Source organism: Bradyrhizobium erythrophlei (assembly GCF_900129425.1).
GTDB lineage: Bacteria > Pseudomonadota > Alphaproteobacteria > Rhizobiales > Xanthobacteraceae > Bradyrhizobium > Bradyrhizobium erythrophlei_C.
Window position 1 is genome coordinate 5,146,124 of record NZ_LT670817.1, and the last position, 22,620, is coordinate 5,168,743.

Consider the following 22,620-nt stretch of genomic DNA (forward strand, 5'->3'; position numbering starts at 1 on the left):
CAGCAAATTCGAAATTCTTTGGTAGCCACACGCCCCGCTCAACGTCCGGGCAAGGCGCGGATGCCCGGCACAAGGCCGGGCATGACGCTTTTGTCTAGTTACTCCGCCGCTTCCGACGTGGTGCCGCCGACCTTGGAATTGTGCAGATCGACGTTGAGGCCGAGCGAGCGCATTTCCTTGACCAGCACGTTGAACGATTCCGGGATACCGGCCTCGAACGTGTCGTCGCCGCGGACGATCGCCTCGTACACCTTGGTACGGCCGGCGACGTCGTCCGACTTCACGGTCAGCATTTCCTGGAGCGTGTACGCCGCGCCATAAGCCTCGAGCGCCCACACTTCCATTTCGCCGAAACGCTGGCCGCCGAACTGCGCCTTGCCACCCAGCGGCTGCTGGGTCACGAGCGAGTACGGCCCGATCGAACGGGCGTGGATCTTGTCGTCCACAAGGTGGTGCAGCTTGAGCATGTAGATGTACCCAACCGTCACCTTGCGATCGAACGCGTCGCCGGTCCGGCCGTCATAGACGGTCGATTGTCCGGAAGCGTCGAGACCCGCGAGCTTCAGCATCTCCTCGATGTCGGCTTCCTTGGCACCGTCGAACACCGGCGTTGCGATCGGCACGCCGTGTCGCAGGTTGCCGCTAAGCTCCATCAATTCCGTGTCGTTGAGCGACTTGATGGTTTCCTCGTCGCCGTAGATCTTTTTCAAGGTCTCCTTCAGCGGCTTGGTGTCCTGCTTGGCGGATGCCAGGTAGGCGTCGACCGCCTGCCCGATCCGCCTGCCGAGGCCCGCGCAGGCCCAGCCCAGATGGGTTTCGAGGATCTGCCCGACGTTCATCCGGCTCGGCACGCCCAACGGATTGAGCACGATGTCGGCATGCGTCCCGTCCTCAAGGAACGGCATGTCCTCGATCGGAACGATCTTGGATACGACGCCCTTGTTGCCGTGACGGCCCGCCATCTTGTCGCCGGGCTGAATCTTGCGCTTCACCGCGACGAAGACCTTGACCATCTTCATCACGCCGGGCGGCAATTCATCGCCACGCTGCAGCTTCTCGACCTTATCGAGGAAGCGCTGTTCAAGGCCCTTCTTCGATTCGTCGTACTGCTTCCGCATCGCCTCGATTTCGGCCATCAGCTTGTCGTTGGGCGAGGCAAACATCCACCATTGCGAACGCGGATGCTCGTCGAGCACCGCGCGCGTGATCTTGGTATCCTTCTTGAAGCCCTTCGGACCGGCGATGCCCTGGCGGTTTTCCAGAAGCTCCGCCAGACGGCCGTAGACGTTACGGTCGAGAATCGCCTGCTCGTCGTCGCGGTCCTTGGCCAGACGCTCGATCTCTTCCCGCTCGATCGCCAGGGCGCGCTCGTCCTTGTCGACGCCATGCCGGTTGAAGACGCGGACTTCGACGATAGTGCCCTGCACGCCCGGGGGCACGCGGAGCGAGGTGTCGCGAACGTCGGAGGCCTTTTCACCGAAGATGGCGCGCAGAAGCTTTTCTTCCGGCGTCATCGGACTTTCGCCCTTCGGCGTGATCTTGCCGACCAGGATGTCGCCGGCGCGCACTTCCGCGCCGATATAGACGATACCGGCTTCGTCGAGGTTCTTCAGCGCTTCTTCCGAAACGTTCGGAATGTCGCGGGTGATTTCCTCAGGCCCGAGCTTGGTATCGCGGGCCATCACTTCGAATTCCTCGATGTGGATCGAGGTGAAGACGTCGTCCTTCACGATCCGCTCGGAGAGCAGGATCGAGTCTTCGAAGTTGTAGCCATTCCACGGCATGAACGCGACCAGCACGTTGCGGCCGAGCGCGAGTTCGCCGAGATCGGTCGAGGGACCGTCGGCGATGATGTCGCCCTTGCGCACGAGGTCGCCGACCTTCACCAGCGGACGCTGGTTGATGCAGGTCGACTGGTTCGAGCGCTGGTACTTCATCAGCCGGTAGATATCGACGCCCGACTTGGTGGGGTCGAGATCCTCGGTGGCGCGGATCACGATACGGGTGGCGTCGATCTGGTCGATCACGCCCGAGCGGCGTGCCGCGATCGCGGCTCCCGAGTCGCGCGCGACCACGCCTTCCATGCCGGTGCCGACGAACGGTGCCTCGGCGCGCACCAAAGGCACGGCCTGACGCTGCATGTTCGAGCCCATCAGCGCGCGGTTGGCGTCGTCGTTCTCGAGGAACGGAATCAACGCCGCCGCCACCGAAACCAACTGCTTCGGCGACACGTCCATGTAGTCGACCTTGTCCGGCGTGATCATCAGCACGTCGCCGGAATGGCGGCAGACCACGAGGTCGTCGGTGAAGCGGCCCTTGTTGTCGAGCGCCACATTGGCCTGCGCAACGTGATAGCGGCCTTCCTCCATCGCCGAGAGATAGATCACCTCGTCGGTGACGCGGCCGTCCTTGACCTTGCGATAGGGGGTCTCGACGAAGCCGTATTTGTTGACGCGCGCAAAGGTCGCGAGCGAATTGATCAGGCCGATGTTCGGGCCTTCCGGCGTTTCGATCGGGCAGATCCGGCCGTAATGCGTCGGATGCACGTCGCGCACCTCGAAGCCGGCGCGCTCGCGGGTCAGACCGCCCGGGCCAAGCGCCGAGAGACGGCGCTTGTGGGTGATTTCCGACAGCGGATTGGTCTGGTCCATGAACTGCGACAATTGCGACGAGCCGAAGAACTCGCGCACCGCGGCGGCCGCCGGCTTGGCGTTGATCAGGTCCTGCGGCATCACAGTGTCGATATCGACACTGGACATGCGCTCCTTGATCGCACGCTCCATGCGGAGCAGGCCGATACGGTACTGGTTCTCCATCAACTCGCCGACCGAGCGCACGCGCCGGTTGCCGAGATGGTCGATGTCGTCGATCTCGCCCTTGCCGTCGCGCAGATCGACCAGCGTCTTGATGACGGCGAGAATGTCTTCCTTGCGCAGCGTGCGATGGGTGTCGGGCGCATCGAGCTCGAGGCGCATGTTCATCTTGACGCGGCCGACCGCGGACAGGTCATAGCGCTCGCTGTCGAAGAACAGCGACTGGAACATGCTCTGGGCCGAGTCGATGGTCGGCGGCTCGCCGGGACGCATCACACGATAGATGTCGAACAGCGCGTCTTCACGCGTCATGTTCTTGTCGGCGTGCAGCGTGTTGCGGATGTAGGCGCCGACATTGACATGGTCGATGTCGAGCAGCGGCAATTCCTTGTAGCCGTGCTCGTTGAGCGCCTTCAGCGACTTCTCGGTGATTTCCTCGCCGGCCTCGGCATAGATTTCACCGGTCTTCGGATTGACGAGATCTTCGGCCAGGTAGTTACCGACCAACTCCTCATCCGACAGCCGCAGCGCCTTGAGGCCCTTTTCCTGCAGCTGGCGCGCAGCGCGCACGGTCAGCTTCTTGCCGGCCTCGAGCACCACCTTGCCGCTGTCGGCATCGATCAGGTCGTTGATCGTGCTGTAGCCGCGGAAACGGGTGGCGTCGAACGGCACGCGCCAGCCGTCCTTAGTGCGCTTGTAGATGATCTTCTTGTAGAACGTGCTCAGGATGGTCTCGCCGTCGAGACCGAGCGCGAACATCAGCGAGGTCACCGGAATCTTGCGGCGGCGGTCGATGCGCGCGAACACGATGTCCTTGGCGTCGAATTCGATGTCGAGCCAGGAGCCGCGATAGGGAATCACGCGCGCGGCAAACAGCAGTTTGCCCGACGAATGGGTTTTGCCCTTGTCGTGATCGAAGAACACGCCGGGCGAACGATGCATCTGGGAGACGATGACGCGCTCGGTGCCGTTGACGACGAAGGTGCCGTTCATGGTCATGAGCGGGATATCACCCATGTAGACGTCCTGCTCCTTGATGTCCTTCACCGACTTGGCGCCCGTTTCCTCGTCGATATCGAACACGATCAGGCGCAGCGTCACCTTCAGCGGCGCAGCATAGGTCATGCCGCGCTGGCGGCACTCGTCGACGTCATATTTCGGCGGCTCGAACTCGTAGCGGACGAATTCCAGCATCGAGGTGCCGGAGAAATCCGAGATCGGAAACACCGACCGGAACACGGCCTGCAAGCCTTCGTCCAGCCGCCCGCCTGTGGGCTCGTCAACCATCAAGAACTGGTCATAGGACGCCTTCTGAACCTCGATGAGGTTCGGCATCTCTGCGACTTCCTTGATATGTCCGAAGAACTTGCGAACGCGTTTCCGACCGGTGAATGTCTGCTGCGCCATCGTGGCCTCTCATTTCGTCGCCCGTCAGGGGCGAACCTTCCGAAGCGCGATTGGCATCGCCCCCGGGTTGAATTTCGATTCGTTTCTAAATCTGAACCTAAAAGTCAGGATTTAGTCCTGAATCAAAGTGCCAGACCTTCAAAACGCAAAACGACGCGCGGGGCGCTTGACCGCACCCGCCCGTCTAAACCTGCCGCGTCACGGACTGAAAAAGCCCGAAATTGCCTGTCTCCCAACGGTTTGCGCAGATACGCTGCCGTTCCCGCCGCCAACCGTGCTTTCGTGCTGCCGTCCCGATATGGGATGGCAATCGTGGAGATTCGAGGGGTAAGCCAGCGAATTCCCACACATTCCTGTGTACAACTTGCGGCGGGTTGCCCCGTCCCACGCTGAATCTCGTCCGTCCTGCCGCTTCCGTCATGGCCGGGCTTGACCCGGCCATCCACGTCTTCGGCGGCTGATCCCCGGGTTTCGCGTTGCTCGCCCGGGGATTTCACTCAAGCAAGCTGCGCTTACTTGAGTTCAACCTTGGCGCCAGCCTTCTCGAGCTGAGCCTTGATCTTCTCGGATTCGTCCTTGTTGACGCCTTCCTTCACAGGCTTCGGCGCGCCCTCGACCAAGTCCTTGGCTTCCTTGAGGCCGAGGCCGGTGATGGCACGGACTTCCTTGATGACTTCAATCTTCTTCTCGCCGGCGGCGAGCAGAATGACCGAGAATTCGGTCTTTTCTTCAGCCGGGGCAGCGGCGGCAGCGGCCGGGCCGGCCACCGCAACGGCGGCAGCGGCGGAAACGCCCCACTTTTCTTCCAGCAGCTTCGCGAGTTCGGCAGCCTCGAGCACAGTGAGGCTCGAGAGGTCGTCAACAATCTTCTGTAAGTCAGCCATTGATCTGTTTCCTTAAGCGTATCGGTTCGAACCAGGTTTGATTTGCGAAGGGCGTCAGGCCGCTTCGCTCTTTGAGGCATAGGCCTGAACGACGCGCGCGAGCTTGGCCGCGGGCGCAGTGGTGAGCTGAGCGATCTTGGTCGCCGGCGCCACCAGGAGGCCGACGATCTTTCCGCGCAACTCATCGAGCGACGGCAGGGCGGCAAGCGCCTTGACACCGTTAACGTCCAGGACGGTTTTACCCATTGATCCGCCGAGAATGACGAACTGCTCGTTCGTCTTGGCGAATTCGATGGCAACCTTGGGCGCCGCCACCGGATCGTTTGAAGTCGCGATCACGGTCGGCCCCTTCAGCAGGGAACCGATGGCAATGACGTCCGTGCCTTCAAGAGCAATTTTGGCAAGACGGTTCTTCGAGACCTTCACCGACGCGCCCGCCTGCTTCATCTGCATGCGCAGCTTCTGCATCTGGGCCACGGTGAGGCCGGAATAATGGGCGACGACCGCAACGCTGGTGGTCTTGAACAGACCGTTCAGCGCCTCAACCGCGTCCTTTTTTGCCGCTTTTTCCACAGCAAGCTCTCTCCGGTTGGCGGTCTCTAGCCCAAGGGCAGGACCGCCGGGTTGCACCCATTGTCCCGCCCAAAACCTGACCTCGAGACATTCAGTCTCAGGACACGTCGGGCAAGACGACATTTGAAAAGCCTGCCCTCCCGTGCCCAGGGGCGCGGGGTGTCGAGGTTCGAACCATATCCGCTGCCCGTCGCTCTGCAGCGACGTAAAGCGAAATCCGGTTTTCACCCGTCTATGCAGGCCATGCGATTAAGCCGTTGAAGAAACCTGAGGTTTCCCCGCGGGCGCCTGCAGTCTTGGACAGGATCGAGGCCATCCGGCAAGCCGAAAGACCCCTGCTCTACTCCGTTCCCCAAAGCGACGGGTTCCCTTCCTTTCGAGCAATCCATACGGATGTCCTGAAAGGAATGATCTCCTATCGTACCGGGTTTTCGGAATGCGAGCACGGACGTGCCAGCAACGGCCAGCACACCCGGAAGGGATTGTCTAACGAGTCTTTTCCGGCTTGCCAAGTGCTAATTCACGGCAATTCGTCGGCCGCTTTTCTGCCCGGTTCTGCCCGATCCGGACCCAAAATGAGGGGTTCAGGCGCCCCGAACCGCGTGAGGCAGCGGCTGGCCCGCGAAAAACGCCTCCAGATTGGCAATCACGCAGCTCTGCATCCCCGTATGCGATTCGATGGTATGGCCGCCGACATGCGGGGTCAGCACGACGTTCGGAAACGCGGTCAGCGCGTCCGGCGCGTGCGGCTCTTTCTCGTAGACGTCGAGGCCGGCCCCGGCGATCTGTTCGCCTGCGAGCGCGACTACCAGCGCCGCCTGGTCGATCACCGAACCGCGCGAAATGTTGACGATATAGCCGTCCTTGCCGAGTTTTTGCAGGATGCCGGCATCCACGGCGTGATGGGTATCCACGCCGGCGCGCACCGCGATCATGAGGACATTGCACCATTCCGCCAGCGCCTCGAGGCTCGGCAGATATTGATAGGGCAGGTCATGTTTGCTGCGGCTGAAATAGGCCACTTCGGTCTCGAAGGCCGCCAGGCGCGAAGCGATCTTGCGGCCGATCTCGCCCATGCCGTAGACGCCGACCCGGCGGCCGGGGTTACCGGGCTGCGGACGCATCAGCGGCGACGGTTTTGCCGCCGACCAGTTGCCGCTTCGCACATAATTGTCCGCCGGCAGCAACCGCCGGGTCACCGCCAGCATCAGCGTGACCGCCAGATCGGCCACTGCGGACGCATTCGCCGCCGGGCTGTGGCCGACCGCGATTTTGCGCTGCGCGGCCGCGGCAAGATCGACGCCGTCATAACCGGTGCCGTAGCAGACGATCGCGCCGAGTTTCGGCATCATATCCATCATGGCAGCGCCCAGCGGCGTGCCGCCAGCCGTGATCATCGCCCGGATGCCGGAGAGCTGTTCCGCCGTAAATACTTCGCCCGGCGGCCGGCCCGCCGCGTCCATCAGTTCAAAGCGCTCACCGATGCGCACCGTCATGGCCTTGGGAAAGCGTGAATAGACCAGAACTTTGAACGGCATGGGCTGAATTCCTGGTGTCAAAAACGAAGGGGCGGAATCGGTTGCCCAATTCCGCCCTCTATTGTCTCAAGCTGCTCCCGGCAGTCTAGCCGAGCACCGTGCCCGGCTCAACCTTGACGCCCGGTCCCATGGTTGAGGAAACCGCGACGCGCTGGATGTAGGTGCCCTTGGCGCCGGCGGGCTTGGCCTTGGCGACCGCATCCGCGAGCGCCTTGACGTTCTGCACCAGCTTCTCTTCCGAGAACGACGCCTTCCCGATGCCGGCCTGCACGATTCCCGCCTTCTCGACGCGGAACTCGACCGAACCGCCCTTGGCGCCCTTGACTGCAGTGGCGACGTCCATGGTGACGGTACCGATCTTCGGGTTCGGCATCATGCCGCGCGGGCCGAGCACCTTACCGAGCCGACCGACCAGCGGCATCATGTCGGGGGTCGCGATACAGCGGTCGAAATCGATCTGGCCGCCCTGCACTTTTTCCACGAGGTCCTCGGCGCCGACCACGTCGGCACCCGCCGCCTTGGCCTCTTCGGCCTTGGCGCCGCGCGCGAACACGCCGACCCGCAAGGTGCGGCCGGTGCCGTTCGGCAGGGTCACCACGCCGCGCACCATCTGATCGGCGTGGCGCGGATCGACCCCGAGATTGATCGCGATCTCGACCGTCTCGTCGAACTTCGACTTGGCGCGCTCCTTGACCATCTTGATGGCATCCGCGAGCGGATAAAGCTTTTCGCGATCAACACCCTCGCGGGCCTTCTTCAAACGTTTTCCGATTGCCATGATCCGTTACCCCGCAACTTCAAGACCCATCGAACGGGCGGAGCCCTCGACCATCTTCATGGCCGACTCGATGGTATCGCAATTGAGATCCTTCATCTTCTTCTCGGCGATCTCGCGCACCTGCGCTTTGGTCACCGCGCCGGCCTTGTCGCGGCCCGGAGCTTTCGACCCGGACTGGATTTTGGCGGCCTGCTTGAGAAAGAAGGACATCGGGGGGGTCTTCATCTCGAAGGTGAAGGAACGATCGGCGTAGATCGTGATCACCACCGGGATAGGGGTATTCTTCTCTTCCTTCTGGGTCTGCGCGTTGAACGCCTTGCAGAATTCCATGATGTTGAGGCCGCGCTGACCAAGCGCGGGTCCGATCGGGGGCGAAGGGTTCGCCGCACCGGCCGGCACCTGCAATTTCAGGTATCCGGTCACTTTCTTTGCCATTTGTCACTCCTCATGCTGTTTCCGGACCATTCCGGAAACTTCACAGGACCGTGGTGCGGTTCGCATGACGGCTGGCGACCGTCAGTCCCCTTCCACGGTTCTTCGGAAACGTCGCCGCTTCCATTTTCGTCATGCCCGGACTTGATCCGGGCATCCATCCGTCTTCGTAAAAAATACATTGTTACGAGGCAGATGGATTGCCGGGTCAAGCCCGGCAATGACGATAACGATCAGACCTTCTCGACCTGACCGAATTCCAGTTCAACTGGCGTGGCACGGCCGAAGATCGACACCGCGACCTTCACGCGCGAGCGCGCCTCGTCGATTTCCTCGACCACGCCGGAGAACGAGGCGAACGGCCCATCGGCCACGCGCACATTCTCGCCGATCTCGAACGACACCGACGCCTTCGGCCGTTCGACGCCTTCCTGCACCTGGTGCAGGATCCGCATGGCCTCGGCCTCCGAAATCGGCATCGGCTTGTTTTCCGCGCCGAGAAAGCCCGTCACCTTCGGGGTGTTCTTGATCAGATGAAAGGCTTCGTCGGTCAGCTTCATCTTGACCAGGACATAGCCCGGGAAAAACTTGCGCTCGGCGTCGACCTTGCGGCCGCGGCGCACCTCGGTGACCTTTTCGGTCGGCACCAGCACCTGCTCGAACAACTCTTCAAGCCCGCGCTGCTTGGATTGTTCGCGGATCGATTCGGCGACCTTCTTTTCGAAGTTCGAATAGGCGTGGACGATATACCAGCGCTTGTCCATCATTTGAGTTCCGGCGCTTGCCATCAATGTATCCCGAGCAAAAAGGTGACGAGATAGCGGATGATCTGATCCGCGGCGAAAAAGAAGATCGAAGCCAGCGCCACCATCACGAACACCATGATGGTGGTGATGGTCGTCTCGCGGCGGGTCGGCCAGGTGACCTTGTTGGTCTCCGAGCGCACTTCCTGCAGGAATTTGAACGGGCTGAAAGCCATCGTTGGGGTGATCCGCGTGTAAGACGATTTACAGTTTTAAGGAATCCGAACAGCCCTCTAGCGCCCAGCCCTCTTCTGAAGGATGAGCCGGCAAGCGGGCTCGATTGTTCGGGGGATTTCAAAGCCGCGCCGGATATCCGTCTAAGCGGGCCGGCAGCAGGTGGCGGGTATGTACTGCGGACGCGGACAAAGGTCAAGGCAAGCGGGAACCGCGGTTGAGAAAGTACTCGAACACGCCCGGACCTGATCGGTCAAAATCGGGACTTAGCTGGCAGGGGCGGCAGGGCTCGAACCTGCGACAACCGGTTTTGGAGACCGGTACTCTACCAACTGAGCTACACCCCTACAGGGAACCTGCGTCGCCGCCGATCCGTGCCGTTTCAAGCATAGGGAGCGCCTGGATTGCAAGGGCGAAGCGGTTAACCGGGGCACCATGTAACTATGTTTGGCGTAACAGCCAGTCGCGGTAGTTCTCACCTCTGCGGCAACCGCCCGATGCCCTGCGGCAAACGCCCTGTTCAACCCGGCGGTTCTGCGCCAGACTCGGCCAACGATCCCATCCGGCAAAGCAACAAGAGCAAACGGGAGAGACCATGACCCTGCAAACCGCCGCCAAGCACGCGCCCGTCCCTCAGACCCCGCCACTCCCTCAGGCCAAACCTGAATCGCTCGGCCTCTCGTCGGTCCGGTTGCAGCGGATGTCGGATGCATTCAAGCGCGACATCGACAAGGGGACCATCCCCGGGGTGACCGTAATGGTGGCGCGGCGCGGCCAGATCGGTTGGTTCGACGCGCTGGGCAAGCAGAGCCCCGCGGCTTCCGCGCCGATGGCCCAAAATTCGATCTTCCGTATCTTCTCCATGACCAAACCGATCGTCTCGATCGGCATCATGATGCTGCTGGAGGAAGGTCATTTCCTGCTCAACGACGCGATCTCGAAATTCATTCCGGAATTTGCCGACCAGAAGGTCGGCGTCGAGAACAACGGCAAGCTCGATCTGGTGCCGCTGGCGCGGCCGATCACGATCCAGGATCTGCTGCGGCACACTTCGGGCATCACTTACGATCATACCGGCAATAGTCTGGTGCAGCAGCTCTATCAGCAGTCGCGGCTGCGCAGCCGCAAGATCAGCAACGCCGAGCATGCCACTCTCGTCGCAGGCCTGCCGCTGTTGTGCCAGCCCGGAGCCGAGTGGAATTACAGCCGCTCCACCGACATTCTCGGCCGCATCATCGAGGTCGTCTCCGGCAAGAGCCTGAGCGCGTTCTTGACCGAGCGCATTCTGGCGCCGCTGCAGATGGCCGAAACCGCGTTTCACACCGGCGCCGAAAACGCCGACCGTCTCGCCGAGCCGTTTGCGGCCGATCCCTGGAGCGGCGACAAGGTGCAGTTGTTCAACATGCTGGAAAAGCCCGTCATGGAATCCGGCGGCGGCGGGCTGGTCTCGACCACGATGGATTATGCGCGGTTCTGCCAGATGCTGCTCAACGGCGGCGTGCTCGACGGCGTCAGGATTATCGGCCGCAAGACGCTGCAACTGATGGCGTCGGACCATCTCGGCCCGAACGTCAGGGTTCAGGGCACGCTGGTGCCGCCGGGCCACAGTTTTGGACTCGGCTTCGCGGTGCGGACCCAAGAGGGCATGGCGCCGTTCGCGGGCTCGCTCGGCCAGTTCTTCTGGAGCGGGATGGCCGGAACGTTCTTCTGGATCGACCCGAAGGAGGATTTGTTCGCGGTGTTCATGTCGCAGGGCCCCGGCCAGCGCGAATATTTCCGCACGCTGCTGCGGAGTCTGGTTTACGCGGCGGTGGAGTAAATGTCGTTCCGGGGCGCGCGCAAGCGCGAACCCGGAATCTCGCGCTGATCACCCTAGATTCCGGGTTCAGCCCTGCGGGCTGCCCCGGAATGACGAGAGGGCGTTTCAATAAGCGTCGCGCGACGCCCTCTGCCGTCATGCTCCGCGAAAGCGGGGCATCCAGTACGCCGTAACATCAGTGAGAATCGGGATGGCTGCGATTACTGGATCGTCCGCCTTCGCGGACGATGACGCTGATCCTGTCAGCCACTCGCCTCAGCTGATCGTCGCGCCGCCGTCGATCACGATGGTCTGCCCGGTCATGAAGGTGCCGGCGGGGGAGCCGAGGAACACCGCGGCGCCGGCGATTTCATCGGGCTCGCCGATCCGCAGCAGCGGCGAGCGCGCGGTGGAGGCCTTCAGCGTGTCCGGATTGTCCCACAGCGCTTTCGCAAAATCGGTCTTGATCAGGCCCGGCGCGATGCAGTTCACGCGGATGTTGTGCTTGCCGTATTCGCAGGCGAGGTTGCGGGCGAGCTGCATGTCGGCGGCTTTCGAAATCGCGTAGGCGCCGAGCACCGTCGAGCCCTTCAGGCCGCCGATCGACGAGATGATGGTGATCGAGCCGTCCTTGCGCGCGATCATCTGCGGCACCACCAGCGCGATCAGCCAGTGATTGGCGACGATGTTGTTGTCCAGGATCTTGCGAAACTGGTCATCGGAAATTCCGGCCTGCGGACCGTAATAGGGATTGGACGCGGCGTTGCAGACCAGCGTATCGATGGTGCCGAACACGCGGTTGGTCTCCTCGACCAGATGTTTCAGATCGTCCTTGGTCGAGATGTTGGCGGCCACCGCCAGCGCGACCTGCTTGCCGGCCTTGTCGTTGATCGCCTTGGCCACCTCGTCGCAAACCTGCTGCTTGCGCGACGAGATCACCACCCTGGCGCCATGCTCGGCCATCCGCTCGGCAATGGCGCGGCCGATGCCGCGCGAAGAGCCGGTGATGACGGCGACTTTTCCCGACATATCGAACAAGTTCATATCTCACTCTCCCCGATATTGTCCCGGCGGCGGATGCACCGGTTTTCATTGCTTTGGCAAGCTAAGCAGCGTTCGAGCTGTCGGACAACCGGAACGGCAGGTTTACGCCAGCTTCGTCGCCGTCGCGATTTCCGGTCCCGCCGGCTGATGCATGGCGTTGTGCGAGGCGTCCGCGATCCACGGCTGCTGGTTGACCATCGGCAGCCGCCAGCTGCCACGTCCGGCGAAGGCGAGATAATCGAGCCGCGTCACCGAACAATTGTCGATGTCGAAGGCGAGGCCTTTTTCCGGCTGCTCGCCGAGCGCGAGCCCGATCGCCGCCTTGATCGTGCCGCCATGCGCCACCGCGATCACGTCCCTGCCGGCATGTTCGGCGTTGATCCGCTCGATCACACCGCGCACCCGGGTGTAGAGATCCATGAAACTTTCGCCGCCAGGCGCTGGCTCGTCGATAACGGCGAACCAGTGGCTGCCGACCGGCCGGCTGGCGTGAAATGCCGCGCGGTTCATCCCCTGCCATTGGCCGAGATGCTGCTCGGCCAGGGCGGCCTCGTGCTGCATCGTTGCGGGTTTGGGAAATCCAGCGGACCAGATCGCATCCGCGGTCTGATGGGTCCGCTTCAGATTGCTCGCATACCAGACCGCGCCGCGCGGCAGAATTTTGCCCACCGCCTCGAAGACCACGCGATCGCTGGTGTCGCAGCCCAAGTCCTTTTGCCCGTAGATGCAGCCATTGTCCTCGCGAACCGGCGCATGCCGCACCCACCACCATCGCGTCGTTGCAATAGCGCGGGATGGCTTGTCTGCATTGGACATCACGGGGCCCCTTCAATACTGTTCTGTTGTCCTACGTCAGAGCGCACACCGCCTCAAGTGACTTCGGCGTTTGAAATCCTGTTTGAATTCCGTAAGGCGGCAAGTGTCAAAATTAGTCAGGGAGAAACTCATGGGCCGCCTCGAAGGCAAATCCGTCATCATCACCGGCGCCGGCAGCGGCATCGGCCGCGCCGCGTCCTTGTTGTTCACCAAGGAAGGCGCCAGACTGATCGCGGTCGACCGCACCGAGGGCGTCAAGGAAACCGTCGAGCAGGTGCGCAAGGCCGGCGGCACGGCCGAGGCCGTGATGGCGGACGCGGGTTCGGAAAAGGACGTCATCGCCTTCATCGACAAGGCGATCTCGGCCTACGGAAAGCTCGACGCGATCTGGGCCAATGCCGGTATCAGCGGCGGGCTGGTGCCGCTCGCCGAGCAGACCGTGGAACACTGGCAGGAGATCCTGCGCATCAATCTGATCGGTCCGTTTTTGGCGATCAAATATGCGATGCCGCACATGATCAAACAGAAATCCGGTGCGATCGTCTGCACTGCCTCGGTCGCGGGTCTGAAATCCGGCGCCAGCGGTCATCCCTACGCGGCGAGCAAGGCCGGCGTCATCAGCCTGGTGCAGACCACGGCCTATTCGCTGTCCGGCACCGGCGTACGCATCAATGCGGTCTGCCCCGGCCTGATCGAAACCGGGATGACCAAACCGATCTTCGACAATGCCAGGGAACGCGGCACCGACGGCAAGATCGGCCAGCTCAATCCGCTCAAGCGCGCCGGCCAGCCGCATGAGCTGGCGGCGATGGGGTTGTTTCTCGCCAGCGATGAAGCGTCCTATGTCAACGGCCAGGCGATCCCGGTGGATGGCGGCCTCACCGCGTCAATGCCGTATGCGGGGAAGCCGATTTAACAGAGAGGTCTCGTGCCCCGGATGCTGCGCAGCGCGCCGCACTTCACAAAAGTCGTCATGCCCCGCGGAGGCGGGGCATCCAGTACGCCGCGGCTTCTCGGTTAAACTACAGGCGCCTCTGGAATACTGGGTCGCCCGGTCAAGCCGGGCGATGACAGCACGTGTCACTTCGCCCCTGCCTTCTGCGCGTATTCCCAAGACGCCTTCGCCAGCGGCACCGTGCGCTTGGCGGACTCCATGGCTTTCGCGCTCGCCGCGGTGCCGTCGCGGATGCGGCCGGCGATTCCTTGCGTGATGCCGGCGAGCCGGAACAAATTGTAGGAGAAATACCAGTTCAGGTCGGGCACCGCGCTGCCGGTGACGGCGCAATAGATTTGCGCGGCCTGTTCCATGCTCGGAATGTTCAAGGCTTTCAGATCGGCATTGGCGAGGCCGGGCATGGTCCACTGCATCAAGAGATAGGTGAAGTCCGCCATCGGGTCGCCCAGCGTCGACAGCTCCCAGTCCAGCACCGCCTGCACCCGCGGCTCAGTGGGGTGAAAGATCATGTTGTCGAGCCGATAGTCGCCGTGCACGATCGAGACCCGCTCCTGTTGCGGCACGGTGCGCGGCAGCCACTCGATCAGCTTTTCGACTTCGGGAATATGCTCGGTCTCGGAGGCGCGATACTGCTTGGTCCAGCGATCGACCTGGCGCGCGAAATAGTTGCCGGGCTTGCCGAAGTCGCCGAGTCCGATCGCCTGCGGATCGTAGGTATGCAGTTTCGCAAGCGTCTCGATCTTGCTGGTGAAAATCGCGTGCCGCGCCTCTCGCGTCTGGCTCGGAAGCGTCGGATCCCAGAATACCCGACCCTCTTCCATCGACATGATGTAGAACGCAGCCCCGATCACCGCGTCGTCGGTGCACAGCGCATAGGCCTTCGCGACCGGAAAACCCTGCCTGCTCAGCGCGGCAATGACCTTGAACTCACGGTCGACCGCGTGCGCCGACGGCAGCAGTTTCCCGAAAGGCTTGCGGCGCATCACGTAGGAACGGCCGGGGGTATCGAGCCGGTAGGTCGGATTGGACTGGCCGCCCTTGAACTGCAGGACGGTCAGCGGTCCCTGATATCCCTCGACGTTGTCGCGCATCCAGCCGTCGAGGCGGATCTCGTCGATCCGATGCCGCTCCTCGACCGGCTTGGTGCCGGAGAATTCCTCGTCTTTTCTGACGCCCTCGGCCACGATGACGCTCCCTCGAATTTCCTGAGGGAGCGCCGTTCCGGACGTTCCCTTCAATGCGATGTGGGAGCGTTGGCATACTTCCGAAGTTCAAGTCTGGCAATGGCGCGGTTATGCACCTCGTCCGGACCGTCGGCCAGCCGCATGGTACGCATCGAGGCATAGTCCCGCGCCAAACCGGCATCGTCGGAAACGCCGGCGGCGCCGTAGGCCTGGATGGCGTTATCGATGATCTTCAGCGCCATGTTGGGCGCCGCCACCTTGATCATGGCGATCTCGAGCTGCGCGGTCTTGTTGCCGACCTTGTCCATCATGTCGGCGGCCTTCAGACACAACAGCCGGTTCATCTCGATGTCGGTGCGGGCTTCGGCGATGCGCTGTTCCCAGATCGAATATTCGATGATCTTCTTGCCGAACGCGGTGCGCGACGAGAGCCGCTTCACCATTTTCTCCAGCGCCTCCTCGGCCTTGCCGATGGTGCGCATGCAGTGATGGATGCGGCCGGGACCGAGACGCCCCTGCGCGATCTCAAACCCCCTGCCCTCACCCAGCAAGATATTGCTGGCGGGAACGCGGACGTTCTCCATCAGCACCTGGGCGTGGCCGTGCGGCGCGTCGTCGAAGCCGAACACGGGCAGCAGTTTTTCGACCGTGATGCCCTTGGAATCGAGCGGCACCAGGATCTGCGACTGCTGCTGATGTCGCGGCGCCTTCGGATCGGTCTTGCCCATCACGATCGCAATCTTGCAGCGGGGATCGCCGACGCCCGACGACCACCATTTGCGGCCGTTGATGACATAATGATCACCGTCGCGCACGATGCTGGTTTCGATATTGGTGGCATCGGACGACGCCACCGCGGGCTCGGTCATCAGGAAGGCGGAGCGGATTTCGCCGTTCATCAGCGGTCGCAGCCACTGCCGCTTGTGCTCCTTGGAACCATAGCGCATCAGCACTTCCATGTTGCCGGTATCCGGCGCCGAACAGTTGAACACCTCGGATGCCCAACCGATGTGGCCCATCTCTTCGGCCAGCGGCGCATATTCCAGATTGGTCAATCCCGCGCCGCGGAATTCCTCGTCCTCATGTGACGACGGCGGCATGAACATGTTCCAAAGGCCCTCGGCCTTCGCCTTCTTCTTCAATTCCTCGACGATCGGGATCACCTTCCAGCGCTCGCCGGCCTCGTCCTGCTGCCGGTAGATCGGCACCGCGGGCCGGACATGCTTGTGCATGAACGACTGCACGCGGTTAAGCCATGCGCGCTGACGGTCTGACATGTTGAAATCCATGGGCGTTCCTCACATTCGCTGCTTGAAAATTGTTGGCGGCACTGTCTCCCCGCCGTCCCTCGTCCGCAAGGCTAAATCAACGGCTCGCGACGATGGCCGGCATGGCCGTGGCCGAGTACCGCCCCGCGCGAGACGCGCATTGACATTCCCCGGTCTCAAACGATAGTTTCATACAACTGTTTGAATTGCAACTCTGCCGTTGCACCGAGCCATGTCATGCCGTCAGACCAGACCCGTAGTTCAATCCTCGAGGCCGCCGAGCGGCTGTATGCCGATCGCGGTTTTGCGGATGTCACGCTGCGCGACATCGTCGCCGCCGCCGGCGTCAACCTCGCCGCGGTGAACTATCATTTCGGCTCCAAGGACGAATTGATCGCCGAACTGTTCGTCACCCGCAGCCTCGCCACCAACCGCGAGCGGCTCAACGAGCTGAAGCTCGCGGAGGAAAAAGGCGGCGGCCGCGCCGGCATCGATTCCATTTTGCGCGCGCTGGTCGGCCCGACCTTGCGCGGCTGCCTCGGCCCCGACCGCGAGCGCTCCACTGCGGCACGCTTCATGATCCGGGCCTCGATCGAATCGGTGCCGCCGATCCGCCGCATCAAGAATCGCGAGATCGATCATCTGCGGAAATTCGCCGCCGCGATGCGGCGCTCGCTGCCCGCTGTCAGCGACGTCGATCTCTATTGGGGCCTGCATTTCGCCCTCGCGATGGCGCACCAGACCATCCGCGACAGCGAGCGGCTGACAAAACTATCGGAGGGATCGTGCGATCTCAACGATGTCCAGGGGATCATCGACCGCATTGTCGCGGTGTCGGTCAGGGCGCTGACGGGGAGCGAGATGGAGGCCAGGTCTCCCGAGGCAGCACGGCGGGCCGCTCCGTCGCACCGATGAGAGCTACGACAGCTTGAGCAATTCCCGCGCCTCGCTCGACGATGCAATCGCGGCACCGAGGCTTTTCAAAATACCGGCGGCATGCGTCACCAGTTCGGCATTGGTCTTGGCGAGAACGCCTTTCGACATATAGAGGTTGTCCTCCATCCCCACCCGCACATGGCCGCCGAGTAACCAGGCCTGCGCGACCATCGGAAACTCGGAGCGGCCGATGCCGAAGCCGGTCCAGGTCGAGCCCGGCGGCAGCAAGTCGCGCGCATAGAGCATGGTTTCGGGCGAGGCATCAAAACCGTATTTGACGCCGAGCACGAGCGTGCACAGCGGCGGTCCCTGCAGCACCCCCTCGGCGATCAGGTCGCGCGCCAGGTGGCAGTCGCCCGAGTCGAACAATTCCAGTTCCGGCAACACGCCGGCCGCCCTGATCAGCGCGGCCATCTTTCTGACATTGCCGGGCGTGTTGATCACGACCTGGCCGCCTGAGTTCATGGTGTTGAGATCGAGCGTACAGATCTCGGGCCGCAGGATTTCGACATGCTCGACCCGGCGCTCCGGCGCCATCAGGGTCGTACCCGGACCGGCCACCTTGGGGTCCTCTTCCGACGGAACAAAGCGGCCGCCCGGGCCTGTCGTCAGATTGATGATCAGCTTCGAATTGCGGGAGCGGATGCGGTCCATCACGTCGCGATACAGCTCGATCGACATTGACGGCCGGCCGGTCTCGGGATCGCGCACGTGAATATGCGCGATCGCAGCGCCCGCCTCCGCCGCCTCGAGCGCGCTGTCGGCGATCTGTTGCGGGGTAATCGGGAGATAGGGCGACTGCTCCGGCCGGGTCAGGTTTCCCGTGATCGCGCAGGTGATGATGACCTTCTGGGGAGGTTGGTGTGCCATCGGAGATGCCTTCCGCCGTCGACTTGAATGACTGAGCACGCACAATAGCCTGTCGTGCAAGACATGCGGTATAAGGTTGGAAGGTGCCCGCGCGCAACCCTGCGCCAGAGAACGCCAGCCTGTATAGCGCATAACAGCAAGCATCAATGCAGCAGGCCGAAGAAGAAAATGATAACGACAGGCTTCTAATTTGTAATTTGCGCGCTCGATGTCTGCTGTTGAGGTGAAAGTGGGACGTCCGGAAGGCTAACTCTCAGCGCCGAGTTTGCACCCAAAACGGGCTTCGGTGCCTTCGGTTCAGGCAGCATTTCGTCGCGAGGCGCGCACGCGCGGTCACGTCGAACCGTTCTGCCTATTGCTATCATCACTGTTCTCGCGGGATATTGAGCCGTCTTTTACCCAGGGGAGCGGAATATGCCGGTTGCGGTTACACCAGTCTCGACTTCAATGACCCAGGCCACGTTGTCTACGCGCTGGACCCAGCTTGTGCTGGGTTTGATCGCGATGATGTCCATCTCCAGCCCGCAATACGTCTGGACGCTATTCACCAAGTCGTTTCAGGACAACCTGCATACCAATCTTGCGGCGATCCAGATCACATTTTCCATTGTGATTGTGTTGCAGACCTGGTTGTCGCCGCTGCAGGGTTATCTCGTCGACAAGTTCGGGCCCCGGCTGCTGATCGCAATCGGTTGCCTGATGTCCGGCCTCGGCTGGGTGACATCGGCGTATGTGACGAACCTGGCTGGTCTGTATTTCACTTATGGACTGTTCTGCGGCGTCGGTACCGGTATCGTCTACATCGGCATCATCGGACTGATGGTACGGTGGTTTCCCGACCGGCGCGGCTTCGCCACCGGCATGGTGGCGGCCGGCTACGGCTTCGGCGCCATCGCCACCACATTCCCCATCGATACGATGCTCAGGAGTGAAGGCTATCAGCACACGCTGGTGGTGTTCGGCGTCATTCTGGGCATTGTCGGTGCGGCAGCCGCTCTTTTCCTGCGCATGCCCGGCCCGGCAGATGCCCTTCCGCCAGCGCCGGCCATGGCCAGCACCAGGGACGTTGCTCCAAAAGCGATGCTGCGCAGCAAGGTGTTCTGGCTGATGTTCGTCATGATGACGATGATGTCGACCGGAGGGCTGATGATCATTTCGCAATTTGCGGCCTTCTCGCGGGATTTTGGCGTGGCGTCGGTGATGGTGTTCGGGCTTGCCGCATTGCCGTTGGCGCTGACGGTGGATCGCATCACCAACGGCCTGACGCGACCGTTCTTCGGCTGGGTATCCGACCGGATCGGACGCGAAAACACCATGGCGATCGCGTTTCTGATGGAGGCGGCGGCCGTCACCATCATGATCCTGTTCCGGGACAATGCGCTCGTCTTTGTGTGCCTGTCGGCCGTGGTGTTTTTCGGTTGGGGTGAGATCTTCTCGCTTTTCCCGTCGACGCTGACCGACACCTTCGGCACCCAATACGCCACTACAAATTACGGATTTTTGTATATGGCGCAGGGAATCGGCTCCGTGCTCGGGGGGCCGCTTGCCGCTCTGCTGCATGACGCGACGGGAAGCTGGCTGCCGGTGTTCGGTATCATTATCGCGCTGGATATCCTGACCGGCGTGCTGGCGTTGGCGGTTCTCAAACCAATGCGAAAGGCATATTCCCCGTAGGCATGGTTTTCGAGTTCAACGGCCACCAAGCCGGGCAAGACGCCGCTTTGCCCTGCGGAAGCACACCGAAACCGCCGGATCTTCCCGGCGGAATTCGATGGTTGCAACCGAACCCGGCAGGACCTGGATTTCGTCACGGTCCCGAAGGGCGAGAAGGCAGCGAAGTTCTGGCGGCCTTCGCTCCCTCAAGTGTCGTCTTCACACTTACGTCGGCGCAAGCTTCATCAACGCGAGCGCCGCACGGCCGTTCGGGCCGTATGGATTGCCGAGCGATTCAGCCATCTCAAGGTGACGGTAGTTCGGCGCCTCGACGAGGTGCACCGGCTTGCCCGCGGTTTTGACCGCCCCGGCGAAGTCGCGACCCTGCCGCTGGAAGTCCGGCGTTTCCAAGGTGCCATAGGTGACGATGATCGGCGCATTGAGCCTGTCGATATGGCGCTGTGAACTCATCGCATCGGCCATCGCATCGGTGAAGTTCACGTAGGTGCGTCGAAACGAACGCCACACCGGCGCCATCTCGTACATGCCGCTCATGCACAACCCGCCCTTTACGATGGTCGGGGGCAGATCGAATTCTTTCTGCCAATCGGTCACGAGCGCAACGCCGCAGAGGTGTCCCCCCGATGAATGACCGCCTATGTAGATTCGGTCGGGATCGCCTCCGAAGCTCGCGGCGTTCTTGTAGACCCAGGCGATACCGCCGCGTATTTGTGCCGCCATCACGCTGAGGTCCCCGCCCGCCTCCTTCACCGAAATGAAGTCCAACGCGACGTAATGCGCCCCGGCATTGATGAACATCTCGGCGGGATAGCCGTACTGTTTCGCGGAGCCCACGAGCCAGTTCCCGCCATGGATGAAGATGAAGATCGGCGCATTGGCGCGGTTGGTCCGATAAATATCGAGCTTTTCAATCTCGGTTGGTCCGTATGCGACACGCTGAGGCGCGCCGATGCGGGCCCGCATGGACTCACTGTTGCTGGCGAGTCGATCAGAGTCCTGCGCGATGAGCGGTTCGTAGTACACCTGATCGTATGAGGCATCGAGTTCGAGTTGATCGTAATCCATGTATACGAGCGGGCCCTTGTGATGCTGCGGTGGACCAACCTGACAGCCTTCAGCCAGAGCCGGCGCGGCAGCCATTGCAACGGTCGTTGCCAGCATCGCTCGACGGCTGACCAGCCTTCCATGAGACATTTTGATTCCTTCCCAAATGTTGCGACAATGTTACTTACTGCATCGCTTGCGCCGAGGGGAGATACCGCTTTTCAGCACCTTTGAGGCACACAGGATCGGCTCGGGATCTGTCCGCTAATCGGATAGGATCGGAAGTGAATGGCGCCCTGTCCCAGAACGGCGAGATTGACCCTGAACGGACATGGGTCAAATCGGGGACTTTGAAATCGCGTTGAATGCTTACCTTTAGTGAGATAAATTGCTCCAAAGCCCCTCGGCAATGCCGACGGGTTTCCGGGTGTGAGCCGATGGAAAATTCCGACCGCCCCATCATCATCGAGAAATACGCGAACCGGCGCCTCTATAATGCTGGCACCTTCACCTTTGTGACGCTCGATGAGCTCGCGGCAATGATGAAGCGGGGCAAGAACTTTCTCGTCTACGACTCAAAGACCGGCGCCGACATCACCCAATCGGTGCTGGCGCAGATCGTCTTTGACCAGGAAAACTCCCAAGGCGGGCGATAGCCATAGCGGTCGATCCTGATCCACCGTTAAGGGCATCAGGTCGCCTCACAGTTGGCGGCCTCGAAGTATGTGATGTGCGGGACTGGCACGTTTGAGACATGCCGACGGACCCGCCACCACACATTTCGTCAGCACATCGGCCAGGAAAAGCCCAAGGGAAGTCGCTTGGATTTTAGGTCGCCTGACGATGTCGGTTCTTAAGGGTAGAGCGGACTCACGGCCGACGCCGTGGAAGCGACGCTAGTGACCGACCCTGAGCCGACATCAGACCAGGTCGAAATCGCGTAGTGATCCACCGTGGAGAAAGAAGCACAACCGTGCCAGCAACGAAAGTTTCATCCAAGATAGCGATCGGCATTCGCGGCACAATCGCAGTCGAGCGTTGAGTTAGCATGCATGGCCATCCGACGCGCAGCATCTGGAGAACAGCCACCTCGAACACGAATAGGAGTTTCCGTGAAGATCCAAGTCCGCAGGCTCGCGATCGCACTCGCAATTGCTGGCCCTCTCGCAGTAGCCGCCACGGCCAAATCGTCTGGTGCACCGATCAATGGCCCGTCGATCAAGGCGGCGGTACCGGCTGCAACGACCGACGTGCGCTATCGGGCGTATCGGGATAATCCCTACCCTTCGGACTGGGGCTATCCTACCTATAACAACTACGGATATCACTACGGATACCTCGACTATTCGACCTATTCACGGTCTTGGGGAAATCCGCGCGGCGGCAGTGTGGTGCACGTCGGCAACGGCGGGTTCCGCGGTGCTCAATCAAGTATCGGCTCCGTGGGCGCGAGCGCCGCTGATGCTTCCTATTGCCGCCAGCGTTGGGCGTACTACAATCCGGCGTCCGGGAAATATATGGGCGACGATGGTGAGTGGCATCCTTGCCGATGAAAGCAAAAAAGAGCGGCTCAAGCCGCTCTTTTTTTGCTCGACGCTTTCCATGCTCGAGAAACGGCCTGAGTAGATT

19 protein-coding genes, 1 tRNA gene and 1 pseudogene are annotated in these 22,620 nt (G+C 61.7%); 6 read left to right on the forward strand and 15 right to left on the reverse strand.

Features of this window, described 5'->3' with window-relative positions:
- Positions 1 to 98: 98 nt before the first annotated feature.
- The 9 genes from rpoB to B5527_RS24730 all read right to left on the reverse strand — a co-directional run bounded on the left by rpoB (position 99) and on the right by B5527_RS24730 (position 9,749).
- On the reverse strand, positions 99 to 4,220 hold the full coding sequence (gene rpoB / locus B5527_RS24690; RefSeq protein WP_079603866.1) for a DNA-directed RNA polymerase subunit beta: 4,122 nt from the start codon (positions 4,218 to 4,220) through the stop codon (positions 99 to 101).
- A gap of 512 nt (positions 4,221 to 4,732) precedes the next feature.
- On the reverse strand, positions 4,733 to 5,104 hold the full coding sequence (gene rplL, locus B5527_RS24695) for a 50S ribosomal protein L7/L12 (RefSeq protein WP_079603867.1): 372 nt from the start codon (positions 5,102 to 5,104) through the stop codon (positions 4,733 to 4,735).
- 54 nt (positions 5,105 to 5,158) lie between these two features.
- A complete protein-coding gene (gene rplJ, locus B5527_RS24700; RefSeq protein WP_079603868.1) occupies positions 5,159 to 5,677 on the reverse strand; it encodes a 50S ribosomal protein L10 in 519 nt (172 codons plus the stop codon).
- Positions 5,678 to 6,261: 584 nt separating this feature from the next.
- Positions 6,262 to 7,215, reverse strand: coding sequence for a 2-hydroxyacid dehydrogenase (locus B5527_RS24705; RefSeq protein ID WP_079603869.1), 954 nt, complete (start codon positions 7,213 to 7,215; stop codon positions 6,262 to 6,264).
- 85 nt (positions 7,216 to 7,300) lie between these two features.
- The gene (gene rplA, locus B5527_RS24710; protein ID WP_079603870.1) at positions 7,301 to 7,993 is read right to left on the reverse strand and encodes a 50S ribosomal protein L1; all 693 of its coding nucleotides are present in this window, start codon (positions 7,991 to 7,993) and stop codon (positions 7,301 to 7,303) included.
- Positions 7,994 to 7,999: 6 nt separating this feature from the next.
- Positions 8,000 to 8,428 carry a 50S ribosomal protein L11 gene (gene rplK, locus B5527_RS24715; RefSeq protein WP_045008228.1) on the reverse strand — a complete coding sequence of 143 codons (429 nt, stop codon included), beginning with the start codon at positions 8,426 to 8,428 and terminating at the stop codon, positions 8,000 to 8,002.
- 230 nt (positions 8,429 to 8,658) lie between these two features.
- Positions 8,659 to 9,189, reverse strand: coding sequence for a transcription termination/antitermination protein NusG (gene nusG, locus B5527_RS24720; RefSeq protein WP_079607471.1), 531 nt, complete (start codon positions 9,187 to 9,189; stop codon positions 8,659 to 8,661).
- A gap of 23 nt (positions 9,190 to 9,212) precedes the next feature.
- On the reverse strand, positions 9,213 to 9,404 hold the full coding sequence (gene secE / locus B5527_RS24725; RefSeq protein ID WP_079603871.1) for a preprotein translocase subunit SecE: 192 nt from the start codon (positions 9,402 to 9,404) through the stop codon (positions 9,213 to 9,215).
- A 269-nt stretch (positions 9,405 to 9,673) separates the two neighbouring features.
- A tRNA-Trp gene (locus B5527_RS24730) sits at positions 9,674 to 9,749 on the reverse strand.
- A gap of 248 nt (positions 9,750 to 9,997) precedes the next feature.
- Here B5527_RS24730 and B5527_RS24735 point away from each other — a divergent pair.
- A complete protein-coding gene (locus B5527_RS24735; RefSeq protein WP_079603872.1) occupies positions 9,998 to 11,221 on the forward strand; it encodes a serine hydrolase domain-containing protein in 1,224 nt (407 codons plus the stop codon).
- A 255-nt stretch (positions 11,222 to 11,476) separates the two neighbouring features.
- On the opposite strand, the gene B5527_RS24740 is transcribed toward B5527_RS24735, so the two are convergent.
- Positions 11,477 to 12,244 carry an SDR family NAD(P)-dependent oxidoreductase gene (locus tag B5527_RS24740; protein ID WP_079603873.1) on the reverse strand — a complete coding sequence of 256 codons (768 nt, stop codon included), beginning with the start codon at positions 12,242 to 12,244 and terminating at the stop codon, positions 11,477 to 11,479.
- 102 nt (positions 12,245 to 12,346) lie between these two features.
- Positions 12,347 to 13,060: a histidine phosphatase family protein gene (locus B5527_RS24745; protein WP_079603874.1), complete on the reverse strand. Its 714-nt coding sequence runs from the start codon at positions 13,058 to 13,060 to the stop codon at positions 12,347 to 12,349.
- 130 nt (positions 13,061 to 13,190) lie between these two features.
- On the opposite strand from B5527_RS24745, the gene B5527_RS24750 reads away from it, so the two are divergent.
- Positions 13,191 to 13,976: an SDR family NAD(P)-dependent oxidoreductase gene (locus B5527_RS24750; protein ID WP_079603875.1), complete on the forward strand. Its 786-nt coding sequence runs from the start codon at positions 13,191 to 13,193 to the stop codon at positions 13,974 to 13,976.
- Positions 13,977 to 14,140: 164 nt separating this feature from the next.
- On the opposite strand, the gene B5527_RS24755 is transcribed toward B5527_RS24750, so the two are convergent.
- The gene (locus B5527_RS24755; RefSeq protein ID WP_079603876.1) at positions 14,141 to 15,199 is read right to left on the reverse strand and encodes a phosphotransferase family protein; all 1,059 of its coding nucleotides are present in this window, start codon (positions 15,197 to 15,199) and stop codon (positions 14,141 to 14,143) included.
- A gap of 50 nt (positions 15,200 to 15,249) precedes the next feature.
- Entirely contained in the window at positions 15,250 to 16,488 is a 1,239-nt protein-coding gene (locus tag B5527_RS24760) for an acyl-CoA dehydrogenase family protein (RefSeq protein WP_079603877.1), read from the reverse strand.
- A 216-nt stretch (positions 16,489 to 16,704) separates the two neighbouring features.
- Here B5527_RS24760 and B5527_RS24765 point away from each other — a divergent pair, with 216 nt between their 5' ends.
- Positions 16,705 to 17,382, forward strand: coding sequence for a TetR/AcrR family transcriptional regulator (locus B5527_RS24765; RefSeq protein ID WP_079603878.1), 678 nt, complete (start codon positions 16,705 to 16,707; stop codon positions 17,380 to 17,382).
- 3 nt (positions 17,383 to 17,385) lie between these two features.
- Here the strand turns inward: B5527_RS24765 and B5527_RS24770 are convergent, their stop codons facing one another.
- Positions 17,386 to 18,273 (reverse strand): 3-keto-5-aminohexanoate cleavage protein, encoded by an 888-nt coding sequence (locus B5527_RS24770; protein ID WP_079603879.1) that lies wholly within the window; start codon positions 18,271 to 18,273, stop codon positions 17,386 to 17,388.
- 414 nt (positions 18,274 to 18,687) lie between these two features.
- Here B5527_RS24770 and oxlT point away from each other — a divergent pair, with 414 nt between their 5' ends.
- Positions 18,688 to 19,947, forward strand: a complete 1,260-nt coding sequence (gene oxlT / locus B5527_RS24775; protein WP_245332242.1) for an oxalate/formate MFS antiporter — start codon at positions 18,688 to 18,690, stop codon at positions 19,945 to 19,947.
- 204 nt (positions 19,948 to 20,151) lie between these two features.
- Here the strand turns inward: oxlT and B5527_RS24780 are convergent, their stop codons facing one another.
- On the reverse strand, positions 20,152 to 21,108 hold the full coding sequence (locus tag B5527_RS24780) for an alpha/beta hydrolase (RefSeq protein WP_172842647.1): 957 nt from the start codon (positions 21,106 to 21,108) through the stop codon (positions 20,152 to 20,154).
- A 320-nt stretch (positions 21,109 to 21,428) separates the two neighbouring features.
- Between B5527_RS24780 and B5527_RS24785 the strand changes: the two are divergent.
- A pseudogene (locus tag B5527_RS24785) lies at positions 21,429 to 21,638 on the forward strand (polyhydroxyalkanoate synthesis regulator DNA-binding domain-containing protein); the annotation flags it as partial.
- A gap of 465 nt (positions 21,639 to 22,103) precedes the next feature.
- Positions 22,104 to 22,544 carry a BA14K family protein gene (locus tag B5527_RS24790; RefSeq protein ID WP_079603883.1) on the forward strand — a complete coding sequence of 147 codons (441 nt, stop codon included), beginning with the start codon at positions 22,104 to 22,106 and terminating at the stop codon, positions 22,542 to 22,544.
- Positions 22,545 to 22,620 lie beyond the last annotated feature (76 nt).

Excerpts from the sequence above, each read along its gene's own strand:
- rpoB (WP_079603866.1), bottom strand. The coding sequence starts at position 4,220 with ATGGCGCAGCAGACATTCACCGGTCGGAAACGCGTTCGCAAGTTCTTC.
- rplL (WP_079603867.1), bottom strand. The coding sequence starts at position 5,104 with ATGGCTGACTTACAGAAGATTGTTGACGACCTCTCGAGCCTCACTGTG.
- B5527_RS24705 (WP_079603869.1), bottom strand. The coding sequence starts at position 7,215 with ATGCCGTTCAAAGTTCTGGTCTATTCACGCTTTCCCAAGGCCATGACG.
- rplA (WP_079603870.1), bottom strand. The coding sequence starts at position 7,993 with ATGGCAATCGGAAAACGTTTGAAGAAGGCCCGCGAGGGTGTTGATCGC.
- rplK (WP_045008228.1), bottom strand. The coding sequence starts at position 8,428 with ATGGCAAAGAAAGTGACCGGATACCTGAAATTGCAGGTGCCGGCCGGT.
- nusG (WP_079607471.1), bottom strand. The coding sequence starts at position 9,189 with ATGGACAAGCGCTGGTATATCGTCCACGCCTATTCGAACTTCGAAAAG.
- secE (WP_079603871.1), bottom strand. The coding sequence starts at position 9,404 with ATGGCTTTCAGCCCGTTCAAATTCCTGCAGGAAGTGCGCTCGGAGACC.
- B5527_RS24735 (WP_079603872.1), top strand. The coding sequence starts at position 9,998 with ATGACCCTGCAAACCGCCGCCAAGCACGCGCCCGTCCCTCAGACCCCG.
- B5527_RS24740 (WP_079603873.1), bottom strand. The coding sequence starts at position 12,244 with ATGAACTTGTTCGATATGTCGGGAAAAGTCGCCGTCATCACCGGCTCT.
- B5527_RS24745 (WP_079603874.1), bottom strand. The coding sequence starts at position 13,060 with ATGTCCAATGCAGACAAGCCATCCCGCGCTATTGCAACGACGCGATGG.
- B5527_RS24750 (WP_079603875.1), top strand. The coding sequence starts at position 13,191 with ATGGGCCGCCTCGAAGGCAAATCCGTCATCATCACCGGCGCCGGCAGC.
- B5527_RS24760 (WP_079603877.1), bottom strand. The coding sequence starts at position 16,488 with ATGGATTTCAACATGTCAGACCGTCAGCGCGCATGGCTTAACCGCGTG.
- B5527_RS24765 (WP_079603878.1), top strand. The coding sequence starts at position 16,705 with ATGCCGTCAGACCAGACCCGTAGTTCAATCCTCGAGGCCGCCGAGCGG.
- B5527_RS24770 (WP_079603879.1), bottom strand. The coding sequence starts at position 18,273 with ATGGCACACCAACCTCCCCAGAAGGTCATCATCACCTGCGCGATCACG.
- oxlT (WP_245332242.1), top strand. The coding sequence starts at position 18,688 with ATGCCGGTTGCGGTTACACCAGTCTCGACTTCAATGACCCAGGCCACG.
- B5527_RS24780 (WP_172842647.1), bottom strand. The coding sequence starts at position 21,108 with ATGCTGGCAACGACCGTTGCAATGGCTGCCGCGCCGGCTCTGGCTGAA.